Annotated in this window: 8 protein-coding genes, 1 tRNA gene and 1 rRNA gene; all 10 read left to right on the top strand. The window is 45.8% G+C overall.

All coding sequences use genetic code 11. The annotated features are described in order from the left end of the window. Positions 1–3 precede the first annotated feature (3 nt). The 10 genes from rrf (at position 4) to HQN88_RS24315 (ending at position 12,510) form a co-directional block, all read left to right on the top strand. A 5S ribosomal RNA gene (gene rrf / locus HQN88_RS24360) occupies positions 4–120 on the top strand. Positions 121–221: 101 nt separating this feature from the next. Continuing rightward, the gene (locus HQN88_RS24355; RefSeq protein WP_246320424.1) at positions 222–1,427 is read left to right on the top strand and encodes a putative glycoside hydrolase; all 1,206 of its coding nucleotides are present in this window, start codon (positions 222–224) and stop codon (positions 1,425–1,427) included. A 163-nt stretch (positions 1,428–1,590) separates the two neighbouring features. Continuing rightward, on the top strand, positions 1,591–3,048 hold the full coding sequence (gene guaB, locus HQN88_RS24350) for an IMP dehydrogenase (RefSeq protein WP_173117344.1): 1,458 nt from the start codon (positions 1,591–1,593) through the stop codon (positions 3,046–3,048). A 168-nt stretch (positions 3,049–3,216) separates the two neighbouring features. After that, positions 3,217–4,587 (top strand): D-alanyl-D-alanine carboxypeptidase family protein, encoded by a 1,371-nt coding sequence (locus HQN88_RS24345; protein WP_274318836.1) that lies wholly within the window; start codon positions 3,217–3,219, stop codon positions 4,585–4,587. A 120-nt stretch (positions 4,588–4,707) separates the two neighbouring features. After that, the gene (gene pdxS, locus HQN88_RS24340; RefSeq protein WP_056611791.1) at positions 4,708–5,589 is read left to right on the top strand and encodes a pyridoxal 5'-phosphate synthase lyase subunit PdxS; all 882 of its coding nucleotides are present in this window, start codon (positions 4,708–4,710) and stop codon (positions 5,587–5,589) included. Next, the gene (gene pdxT, locus HQN88_RS24335) at positions 5,589–6,167 is read left to right on the top strand and encodes a pyridoxal 5'-phosphate synthase glutaminase subunit PdxT (protein ID WP_173117342.1); all 579 of its coding nucleotides are present in this window, start codon (positions 5,589–5,591) and stop codon (positions 6,165–6,167) included. Before pdxS ends, pdxT begins: the two co-directional genes overlap by 1 nt. Positions 6,168–6,258: 91 nt before the next feature. Beyond that, positions 6,259–7,539 carry a serine--tRNA ligase gene (gene serS / locus HQN88_RS24330; protein WP_173117340.1) on the top strand — a complete coding sequence of 427 codons (1,281 nt, stop codon included), beginning with the start codon at positions 6,259–6,261 and terminating at the stop codon, positions 7,537–7,539. Positions 7,540–7,620: 81 nt separating this feature from the next. After that, a tRNA-Ser gene (locus HQN88_RS24325) sits at positions 7,621–7,707 on the top strand. A 195-nt stretch (positions 7,708–7,902) separates the two neighbouring features. Then, positions 7,903–12,042 (top strand): choice-of-anchor I family protein, encoded by a 4,140-nt coding sequence (locus tag HQN88_RS24320; RefSeq protein ID WP_173117339.1) that lies wholly within the window; start codon positions 7,903–7,905, stop codon positions 12,040–12,042. 120 nt (positions 12,043–12,162) lie between these two features. Beyond that, positions 12,163–12,510, top strand: coding sequence for a hypothetical protein (locus HQN88_RS24315; protein ID WP_173117338.1), 348 nt, complete (start codon positions 12,163–12,165; stop codon positions 12,508–12,510). Positions 12,511–12,521: the final 11 nt, after the last annotated feature.

The raw sequence follows: 12,521 nt of genomic DNA, 5'->3' as shown, positions 1-12,521 counted from the left end.
CTGTTTGGTGATGATGGCGGAAGGGATCCACGCGTTCCCATCTCGAACACGACCGTTAAGCCTTCCAGCGTCGATGGTACTTGAACCGCAGGGTTCTGGGAGAGTAGAACGTTGCCAAGCAACCTAAAGAGTCTTTCTGGATAATTTCCAGAAAGACTCTTTTTTTTGTATCTGTAAATATTGCTTTTTTAACCATACTAATCCTACGAGGAGGGATGACGATGAGGAAAACAAGCAGCATGAGATGGATGGGCAGGATATGTCTTTGTTCGTTAGTAACGCTGATGATGAATGGTTGCTCAACCAAAATCGATGAAGTAAAGGAAGAGGCAAACCCACTTCACTCTTTAAGTCATGTAGGAAGCATGGGGCTCGCGCCTAATCAAGAACCAAAGAAGATGCCGCAGGTTGTGGCTGTAAATCCTTCTTTTTCCATGCCTGCTAAACCGATTGTGAAAGGTATTTATGTATCCGCCTGGTCCTCCGTAGGCTCCAAATTCGAGCAATTGATTGAGCTGGTGGAGCATACGGATTTAAATGCGATGGTGATTGATGTTAAGAACGATTCCGGCCAGGTAACCTATCCCTCGACGGTTCCTTTGGTCAATGAAATCGGGGCGGATAGCCACGTCATTATACAAGATATGAAAGCGAAGCTGCAGAGATTGAAGCAGAAGCATATTTATACGATAGCTAGGCTGGTTGTGTTTAAAGATCCTTATTTAAGCAAGAAGAAGAGCATGTACGCCATGAAAAACAGAGACGGAAGTGTATGGAAGGATGCGAAGGGAGTCGCGTGGGTAGATCCTTTTAAGACAGATGTGTGGGACTATAATATTCAAATCGCCAAAGAAGTAGCTAATCTGGGCTTTGATGAAATTCAGTTTGATTATGTAAGATTTCCGGAGAATGGGCAGAAGGTTGATCGTGAGGTACTTTTCGATAACCCGCAGAAGCTAAGTAAGGCGCAGGATATCGCAGCTTTTTTGCATAAAGCGAAGGAACAGATCGGCAATAAGGCATATATTTCGGCGGATGTGTTCGGATTAACGACGTCTTTACCTAATGATATGGGCATTGGACAAGACTGGGCGATGATTAGCAAAGAGGTTAACTTTATTTCTCCGATGCTGTATCCGTCACACTACACAACAGGAATTTATGGGGTTAAATACCCGGATTTGCAGCCATACGCCATCATCCATCAAGCGGTTAACGACGCCAAATGGAAAAATCATCAATTAGCACAATCCAACAGTCAGGTTGCTCAGATCAGACCTTGGTATCAGGATTTTACCGCAACATGGGTCAAACCGCATAAGAAGTATGGTGTGATTGATGTAAAGGAGCAGATTAAGGCAGCGAAAGAGCAAGGGATTGAACAGTTCCTACTCTGGAATCCAAGTAGCACGTACTCCTATCGTTAACGGAATTGACTTATTCGAGGTGAGGGGGAGCTGCAGGCTCGTCCTTTTCCTTGACACCAAAAATAGGCTTTTGTTAAGATTGCAATCATACGAAAGAATGAGCTGAAGCTTAATGAATCAAGCTTTCTTCAGTTAGAGGGCTTTAAGGAGGACATGGTACGCTGTGAGAGAAGATAAGTTTGGCAAGGAAGGCTTAACGTTTGATGATGTTTTGTTAGTGCCGAGGAAGTCTGAAGTGTTCGGTAAGGAGATCGACGTTTCGACGCAACTGGCGCCTGGTGTGAAATTAAATATCCCTTTCATTAGTTCCGCTATGGATACGGTGACGGAGTCCGCGCTAGCGATTGCTATGGCCCGTGAAGGCGGCATCGGTATTATTCATAAGAATATGCCGATTGAGTTGCAAGCTGAGCACGTTGATCGTGTTAAAAGGTCAGAAAGTGGCGTTATCACGAACCCATTCTCCTTGACGCCTGAACATCATGTGTATGATGCAGAAGAGTTAATGGCGAAATACCGCATATCGGGGGTACCTATTGTTAATGGGGACAATCGTTTGGTTGGTATTTTGACGAATCGCGATTTGCGCTTTGTACATGATTACTCCATTAAAATTAAAGAAGTAATGACGCAGGAAGGTCTTGTGACTGCACCTGTTGGAACAACCCTTCAACAAGCAGAAGGCATCCTTCAGAAGCATAAAATCGAGAAGTTGCCTTTGGTCGATGAGAATTTTGGCCTAAAAGGGTTAATTACGATTAAAGATATTGAGAAGGCCATTCAATTCCCTAACTCGGCTAAGGACGCTCAAGGGCGTTTACTTGTTGGTGCCGCTGTTGGTGTGTCTAAAGATGTGCTGGAGAGAGCCGCAGCGCTTGTTACAGCGGGTATTGATGTCATCGTCGTAGATTCTGCACATGGCCATCATATTAACATCGCAGAGACTGTAAAGAAACTGAGAGCTCAATATCCAGAATTGCCGATCATCGCAGGTAACGTAGCAACTGGAGATGGAACACGTGATTTGATCAAGGCAGGAGCTTCGATGGTGAAAGTCGGTATCGGTCCTGGATCAATCTGTACGACTCGCATTATTGCAGGAATTGGTGTTCCACAAATTACTGCGATATACGATTGCGCACAAGCAGCTGCTGAATTTGGTGTTCCGATTATCGCCGATGGTGGGATTAAGTACTCTGGTGATGTGGTAAAAGCAATCGCAGCGGGAGCTAGTGCGGTTATGATTGGCAGCCTTTTTGCAGGGACAGAAGAGAGTCCGGGTGAGTCTGAGATTTTCCAAGGTCGCAGATACAAGGTTTACCGTGGAATGGGCTCCTTAGGTGCTATGAAGGAAGGCAGCAAGGATCGTTACTTCCAAGAGAACGAGAGCAAACTAGTTCCAGAGGGCATCGAGGGTCGTGTGGCTTACAAAGGGCCAATGGCTGATACGGTGTATCAACTAGTGGGCGGACTTCGTTCAGGCATGGGGTATTGTGGAGCTCGCAACATTCAAGAACTTATTCATGATACGCAATTTGTTCGTATTACGGGAGCAGGTTTGAAAGAAAGCCATCCGCACGATATTCAAATTACAAAAGAAGCACCAAATTACTCGATGTAGATGAGAGACTTTTAGCTCAGCTAAAAGGTCCCTAAACATTGTCACAATATGGATGAAATTGGAGGCGTGGGAGTTGAACCCACGTTTTCTTTTTTTTGTCTAATGGGGTGTGATACAATATAACGTGTCATATGAGTTATCCAAACATTACTTAGGGAGAGTGAAATTGTGAGATTTTTACGTTTTACAAAGAAAAAGGTTGCTTTGGTGTTAGGTATTAGCTTAATTGCTCAATCCTTACTTTTACATATACAGCCAACCTACGCGGCAGATGAGAAAAAGCCAGCAGCTTCTCCATCACCAGCGGCGGTGACAACGCCAGCTCCTAATGCAGGGACTACACCAGCACCTGCCTTGAATGAACCTCAAGTAGCAGCGAAATCTGCGATAGTCATGGAAGCGAGCACAGGGGCAGTCCTGTTTCAAATGAATGCAGATGAAGCCTTCCCTCCGGCCAGTATGGCGAAGATGATGACGGAGTATTTGGCGATGGAAAGCATTAAAGAAGGCAAATTCAAATGGGATTCACCCGTGACAGCCACGAAGAATGCGGCAGATGTCATTGGATCCGGTCAGTTAATTGCTGAGAATGAAACACTAACGTTCAAAGATATGTTCAATGCGATGTCCATTTATTCCGCGAACGATGCTTCTGTCGCTTTTGCTGAATTGCTTGGCGGTACGGAAGAGAATTTCGCGAAAATGATGAATGACAAAGCGAAACAGTTGGGTATGTCAGATAAGGCTCATTTTATTAGTGCGACAGGACTTTCACGTGCGGATCTCAAGAATCCACCTGCTTCTATTGAAGGTGAGACGAAGATGACGGCTCGCGATGCGGCGATTCTTGCTTATAATATTTTGAAAGACCATAAAGAAATTCTAGAGTTTACGAAGATCCCTTCCTTGAAGCTGAGAGCGACAGATAAATCACCTATGATTAACTGGAACTGGATGCTTGAAGGGAATTCAACGAACGCGAACTTTAAGAAATATGCGTATGCGGGGTTGGACGGCTTGAAAACAGGTTCTACCGATGATGCAGGCTATTGCTTCACGGGGACGGCAGAACGTAACGGTATGCGTATGATTACGGTTGTAATGGGGACGAAGACAGAACCAGAACGTTTCAATGAAACACGCAAGCTGATGGACTATGCATTTAATAATTTTGAGATAAAACCATTCTTAAATGCGAAACAGACGATAGATTCTTTGAAAAGTGTGAACATTAAGAAGGGTGTACAGTTAGAAGTACCTCTTGTTACGAAAACGGGTTTAACGTTCGTTGCTAGAAAAGGCGCGAAAGATACGGATTTCATGGTTACGACAGAGTCTGTTGAAGAAAGTAAGCTAGTAGCTCCTATTGCGAAAGGCGACACGCTAGGGAAAGTCAAAGTAAGCTACAATGGGCAAGAAAAAACAGTAGAATTAATTGCAGATGGCGACGTTGAAAAAGGCAGCTGGATCAGGTTGTTGTTCCGCTCCATTAAAAACTTCTTCAGCGATATGTTCAATGGGATCAAAGGCGGCTCTTAGGCCAGAAAATGGGTTGTATATTACCCCTCCTTCATGTAAAATTGTTGTTTAGAAGTTTATATCGAATCGTGTAGGGAACTACACCGAAATTGCATAGAAGCTATAGGAGGAAATAAAGAGATGGAAACAGGAACTTCCCGCGTTAAAACTGGTATGGCCGAAATGCAAAAAGGCGGCGTCATTATGGACGTTATGAACGCCGAGCAAGCTAAAATCGCAGAAGCAGCTGGCGCGTCCGCTGTTATGGCGCTTGAGCGCGTACCCGCTGACATTCGTGCAGCAGGTGGCGTATCCCGCATGGCGGATCCAACAATTGTTGAAGATGTTATGAAAGTTGTATCCATTCCAGTCATGGCGAAAGCAAGAATTGGACACTTCGTTGAAGCGAAAATTCTTGAATCCCTAGGCGTTGACTATATCGATGAGAGTGAAGTACTTACTCCTGCAGATGAAGTATTCCACATCAACAAGCGTGATTTCACAGTGCCTTTCGTGTGTGGTTGCCGTGATCTTGGCGAAGCTTTGCGTCGTATCGGTGAAGGTGCTTCCATGCTTCGTACGAAGGGTGAGCCAGGAACTGGTAACATTGTAGAAGCTGTTCGTCACATGCGTACGATTCAAGGTCAAATTCGTAAAGTTCAAAGCATGTCTTTGGACGAGTTGATGTTCGAAGCGAAAACACTTGGCGCTCCTTACGAGTTGCTTCTGCAAGTTCACCAAACAGGTAAATTGCCTGTTGTTAACTTCGCAGCTGGCGGTGTATCCACACCTGCTGATGCAGCGCTGATGATGCACCTTGGTTCTGATGGTGTATTCGTTGGATCCGGTATTTTCAAATCCGATAACCCAGAGAAATTCGCGAAAGCGATTGTTGAAGCTGTAACTCACTACACAGATTTCAAATTGATTGCTGAAATTTCCAAAAACCTAGGTGCCCCTATGAAGGGAATCGAAATTTCCAAGCTTCAAGCTTCCGAGCGTATGCAGGAGCGCGGCTGGTAATGACGAAGATTGGGGTTCTCGCGCTGCAAGGCGCGGTAGCAGAGCATATACGTGGTATTAAAAAGGCGGGAGCTGAAGGTGTCGTTGTTAAACGCATCGAGCAACTCGCTGAGCTAGATGGCATTATTCTCCCTGGCGGAGAGAGCACGACGATTGGTAAGCTTATGCGCACGTATGGCTTCATCGATGCGTTGCGTGAGTTCTCCGCGGCAGGCAAGCCGGTGTTCGGAACCTGCGCGGGATTGATTGTTATCGCGAAAGAGATCACCGGACAACCTGAAGCTCATCTTGAGCTGATGGACATTACGGTGGCTCGCAACGCGTTCGGTCGTCAACGCGAAAGCTTTGAGACGGACTTGCCGATCAAAGGCATTGACGAGAACGTTCGCGCGGTTTTCATTCGCGCTCCACTCATTGAGAAAGTGGGACCGGATGTGGATGTGCTGGCCACATATGACGGCCAGATCGTAGCTGCGCGGCAAGGACATCTCCTTGCGGCGTCGTTTCACCCAGAGCTGACAGATGATTTCCGTCTGCATAGTTATTTCTTAGACATGGTAAAGCAAAGCCAAGCATAACCAATGGTTCAAGCACCCCGAGTTAACCGGATTGCCGGTATGGGTGCTTGCTTCCATATACAAACCATTTTGCGCTAACGGAGGAATCTCCTTGTTTGATGTAAAGTTACTTCGAAGTGATTTAGCAGCTGTACAAGCTGCCATGCAAAACCGCGGTAAGCAGATCGAGGAGCTTAATGGTTTCACAGCATTAGATGTGAAGCGCAGAGAGCTGCTGCAAGAAACGGAACAACTGAAAAACCGTCGTAATACCGTTTCCCAAGAGGTAGCGGGACGCAAGAGATCCGGTGAAAACGCGGATGATCTTATTCAAGAAATGAAAGTGGTCGGAGACCGCATTAAAGAGCTTGATGACGAGATCCGTGTCTTGGACGAGTCCTTACAACAAGTTCTACTCTCCATCCCGAATATGCCACATGCCAGCGTTCCTGTGGGCCGTACGGAGGAAGAGAACGTGGAAGTACGCCGGATTGGTGATATTCCATCGTTCGATTTCGAAGTGAAGCCGCACTGGGAAGTTGCGCAGGATCTGGGCATTCTGGATTTCGAAGCGGCCGCGAAGGTAACGGGTTCGCGTTTCGTGTTCTACAAAGGGTTTGGCGCTCGCTTAGAGCGCGCATTGATCAACTTCATGATGGACTTGCACAGCGATGAGCATGGCTATGAAGAAATGCTGCCTCCCTATATCGTCAACCGTGATAGCCTGACAGGTACAGGGCAACTTCCGAAGTTTGAGGAAGATGTCTTCAAAGTTGAGAATTCGGAATATTTCCTAATTCCAACAGCGGAAGTACCCGTCACGAATTACCACCGTGAAGATATTCTAACGAATGAACAACTGCCGGTTAATTTCGTGGCGTTCAGTGCTTGTTTCCGTTCGGAAGCAGGATCCGCTGGCCGCGATACACGGGGCTTAATCAGACAGCACCAATTCAACAAAATTGAGCTTGTAAAGCTTGTTAAGCCCGAAGACTCCTATGAGGAGTTGGAGAAGCTTACAGGGCATGCTGAGCGCGTTCTACAGCTATTGAAGCTGCCTTACCGGGTGCTGTCACTCTGCACAGGTGATATTGGCTTCACGTCGGCGAAAACGTATGATTTGGAAGTATGGCTGCCTAATAGTGGCGCATACCGCGAGATCTCAAGCTGCTCGAATTTCGAAGACTTCCAAGCGCGCAGAGCGAACATTCGCTTCCGCCGCGATGCGAAGGCGAAACCGGAGTTCGTGCATACACTGAATGGATCCGGCTTAGCGCTAGGTCGTACAGTGGCTGCGATTCTTGAAAATTACCAGCAAGCAGATGGTTCGATCATCGTTCCAGATGTGCTTGTTCCTTACATGAACAACGTTAAAGTGATTACAAAAAAATAGCACTTGCTTCGAGTAGGAGTTATGTGCTACAATGCTTTTTGTCACTGCAAGGTCGTCTCTCTCATCAGAGACGCCTATCGTGGAGAGGTGGTCGAGTGGTTTAAGGCAGCGGTCTTGAAAACCGCCGAGGTCGCAAGGTCTCCGTGGGTTCGAATCCCACCCTCTCCGTAGCCAAGGTAATACCCAACCAAAAAGTCATGCGATTCTTGAAATCGTGTGGCTTTTTTTGTTTTTCATTTTCTAGCATGGAGGCGATATCTTTACAAAATCTACATCATATTTTAACAAAAAGTGGGTATTTAGTAGCTGGAGCTTTTCTTATAATGGACGAGATCATCCATTATGAGGAGAGTGAATCCCCCTGTGAAGAAGGTTGGAACGAAAGTAGTCACAGTTCTTTTATCCGTGGCAGTCACGATAAGTTCTTTTGCAATAGCTGCTCCCGCAAGTGCTGTGGTGGCGATAACGCCAGGAACGCCGTATCAAGCGAATGGTACCTATGATGTGACAGTACCGCATGTATTCATCAATCAAGTGTACGGCGGAGGTTTGGCAACGGATACGAAAAATACAGCATCTTCACATGGATTTATTGAACTCTATAATCCAACTAGCAATGATGTTAGCTTAAATGGCTGGTCACTACAATATGCGGACCGTGGAACAGATGCTAAGATGGGTCCAACTGGCGATTGGGATAAACTTGATCTTGTTGGCACGATTAAAGCTAAATCTTCCTTCCTCATTCGTGGGGAAGCGACGTTAGCATCTGCACCTAAATTGAATCTCACAACGACCTATGATCAATTATGGAACAATCGTTTTATCAATAATAAAGGGTTGAAAGTTGTCTTACTAAGTAATCAAACGAAGTTGGATGTCACGAATAAAAACCCTTTTGCCAATGCGCCTAAGCCCGATGGTTATGTAGATATGATAGGTTCAGGAAGCAATGATGGGAATAACAGTAATGACATTCAGACAGATATGGATGGCTATGAATTCGATTATCCCAGAGGATCATCGGAAGGGACATCTAAAAAGATATCTGTACGTCGCAAGACATTAACAGATACGGATAATAACAAGCAGGATTTTGGGCAATTCGGAATTGCAGATTCGACTACGCAGGAATTGGCTGTTAAAGGACCTAAATATGGTTCATTTGGGCAATGGGACAATAATGTAACTGTTCTTGGCTACTCGAATGAAACTTTTCCTACAGCCTATGTGCAAGAAGACTACTCGGTATCGATGAATGTCTATGGAGGGAGAGCTCCATTTACGTTCGCAGCTACAGGTTTACCTGCCGGATTAGCCATTAATACAGTCACTGGTGAAGTGTACGGTAAGCCGACGGAAGTCGTTACATCTAACGTATACATCAAAGTGACGGATAGTTTGTTAACGCAATATGGCCGCAATTTGACGATAAAGGTTGAACCCGCTTCTGACCTGTTCAAAGATACGTTGAGCATTACGAAGCTCACAGACTTTAAAGTGGGAATTACGAATAAAGACGGCGGTGTCGCCGAGATTGTTAAATACAACAAAGATAATAATAAGTTCTATCTCGTTAATGGCTCAGGGAATCCACCGAGCTTAGATATCGTTCGTTTAGATCTTGTACAGGGTTTAGTTAAAGAAAAAACGATTAAAGTAAAAGATTTAGTTGAAAATAACCGTTTCCAATATGGTGACCTAACAAGCGTGGATGTGAATACGACGACCAAAAAGGTATCCGTATCTGTGCAAGAGTTAGATTCTAAAAAGGCTGGTAAAATCGTCGTTCTGGATTATGACGGCAATGTAATGAAAATGTACGACACCGGCGTTCAACCGGATATGATTAAATCTACTACGGATGGCAGATATATCTTAACCGCAAATGAAGGTGAACCTCGCACGGCTGGTACAGATCCAGAGGGAAGTATCACCATTGTCGATACGGTTATGGATATCGTGACACAATTAAGATTTGCTGACCCATCCGTCATCGATAATAAGGTTCATATTCGCGGTGCTTCTACACCAGTAACAGGTCAGATTACGGGTGAAGGTACGAAGCAGGATGCAATTTTTGATTTGGAACCTGAATATATTGCACTTTCTGAGGACAATAGCAAAGCCTATGTATCCTTCCAAGAAAATAATGCAATTGGAACAATTGATTTAGCAACGAAAGCTGTCATCTCTATAAAAGGATTAGGTTTAAAGGATTTGAATTTGTCGCGGAATTCATTGGATCTAGTGAAGGATAGTACAATCAAGTTTGAAAATGTCCCTTTCTATGGGATGTATATGCCAGATGGCATTGCAAGCCAGACGATCAATGGTATTCCTTATGTATTCTCTGCGAATGAGGGAGATGTTACCGAATGGCCGGGCGTGAGGGGCAACGGAAGCACGATTGGTGCGATGAAAGGCAGTTTAGCACCTAATTCACCTGCTGCTCAATTCTTGGCTGGCAAGACGACTTACGACGGCGTAGAAGTATCTAGTGATATGGGGTCGGATAGTATTTATCTTTACGGAGGCCGTTCCTTCTCGATCTGGCAAGCAAATACGATGACACAAGTCTATGACAGTGGCAATGAATTTGAGAAAGTCACAGCTCAACGTGTACCGAACAATTTCAACGCGAGTAATAGTAAAACTGCTTTAGATGATCGTAGCTCGAAGAAAGGCCCAGAGCCTGAGGATGTCAAAGTGGGTAAAGTGGGAAGTAAAACACTTGCCTTTGTGGGACTTGAGCGTGTCGGAGGTATTATGACCTATGACGTATCAGATCCAGCGAATGCTAAGTTCGTTAACTATACCAATTCACGTGTGTTTACACCGAAGGACAATCTGAATACAGATACGGGGCCAGAGGGTATTGATTTCATACCTGCTGCGATTAGCCCGAATGGCAATCCATTGCTTCTTGTTGCTAATGAGGTGGGAGGAACGGTTGCTGTCTATCAGCTCAATGTGCAACGAATTAGCGTGGATAGATCCACACTTAATGTAACTAAGGGAGACGCTGCAAGCAAACTTACAGCATCGGTGACGACGGCTGCAGGAGACGCTGTTAACTCAGGTACGATTACTTGGAAATCTTCCAATGCAGCGGTTGCAACGGTGAGTGCAGAAGGTTTGGTATCAGCCGTAGATACCGGTACCGCGGTAATTACAGCTATCAGCCCTGATGGATATGCGACAGCGGAAGTATTAGTAACGGTGTCTTCTAGTGGCACATCGTCTTCCTCTGGTCCAGGGTCGGTAGGGGGAACACAACCTAGTCAACCAACAACTAGCGGAGAGATGACTACAATTACAACACCAACTGTCAAAGACAGCAAAGGCACTTCAACAGCTAATCTTACGGCTGCACAGGTAACGGATGCTTTAAAACTGATGACCGAATCAGCGGGAAAATCATCTATTCTTGAAATTAAGGCAACGGTAGATGCTACTTCGAAGGAAGCGGTTGTCAAATTGCCTGCAGAATCACTCGTTAAGGTTGCCGAGAGCTCCACAGCAGCAGTTAAGCTAGACTTAGGTATTGGCTCCGTGAATTTGGATAAAAAAGTGCTGGCTGCCATCGTCTCTGCCGCGACGACGGGTGAAGTATCCCTGTCCATCGCTAAAGCGGATCTAACTGCGGTCACCCAACATATGACTGCAAAGGATAGCGATGCGGTTAAAGCCGCTGTTGGCGAGCGCCCTGTCTTCGATTTCACCATCACAGCAGGAGGCAAAACGGTTTCCACCTTCAACGGAGGTTCAGTTGAGGTTCAAGTACCGTATAAACCGACAGCCAATGAAGATACGAATGCCATTGTAGCCTATTACATTGCGGACAATGGCGAGCTCGTTAAAGTCACGAATAGCTATTACGACGCGGCTACAGGCACGCTGATTTTTAAAGTTAGCCACTTTTCCCAATATGCGGTTGGATATTCTCCGATTACGTTTAGCGATACATCAGCAAGCTTTGCTAAGAGCTATATCACGTATCTAGCGGCTCGCAATATTATTAAGGGCACGGCAGCGGATCAGTTCTCCCCAAATGCTCAAATCAATCGTGCTGATTTCACTTTGATGCTGGCTCGCATGGCTGGCGTGAACCTTAACAGCTACAAATCGTCTAGTTTCGGCGATGTGAAGGCAGACAGCTATTATGCCCAGTCTGTTCAATGGGCGGCTGAGAATGGCCTTACAAGCGGTGTAAGCGAGGGTGTATTCGCACCTGCTGCCAACATCTCGCGTGAGCAAATGGTCACGATGATCGCTAGGTTTGCTGCGTTGCAGAAGTTTAACTTGCCACAAGCGGTGGCCGCTGCAGCTTTTGCAGACGGCGCAGAGATTCCTGCCTTCGCCGTAGACGCGGCGAAAGCGATGCAGCAGGCTGGTATTATCTCCGGGAAATCGGGAAATAAATTTGCACCGAAAGACTTCGCTTCGCGTGAAGAAGCAGCCAAGATGTTAGGTATGCTCTTGCAACAAATCGTGAAATAAACCGGAAACGGACAGCACTTACTCTCTGCACGGATTTAATTCGCGCTAGGGAGTAGGTGTTTTTTTACATGGATAAAACACGGGCGGCTTCCGCATTTTAATCATGTGGAGGTGTTACCTATGAGCAAAACAGATAAGCCTAGCGTGAATCAAGCCGAAATCGTGAAAGAGTGGATGAACGTCATGCCCACTGTCCTGCAACCTTCCGATCAAACAAGGGTTTGGGCAGATGAAGGTGATGCGGATGCCATTCGCGTGCACATTATGACGGCGGGGCATACCGGCTATTCATTTGATTTTAAAGTGACGTATGTGGACGCTAGAGAAGTGAAGGTTGAGCTGACTGACGTACAACAAGGAACCACGCATATTGACGAACGCAGCGATGTTGTACAGTCGCTAATCGATGATTATGTGCGGCATATTCATGAGTGTGCGCAGGCTTTGCAGAAGGTCACCAACGCGTAAGTAAGAAGGAG

Origin of the sequence: Paenibacillus qinlingensis (assembly GCF_013204845.1) — a bacterium.
GTDB classification, from domain to species: Bacteria; Bacillota; Bacilli; order Paenibacillales; family NBRC-103111; genus Paenibacillus_E; species Paenibacillus_E qinlingensis.
Note: the sequence above shows the minus strand (reverse complement) of the source record. Positions and strands in the feature narration are given on the sequence as shown.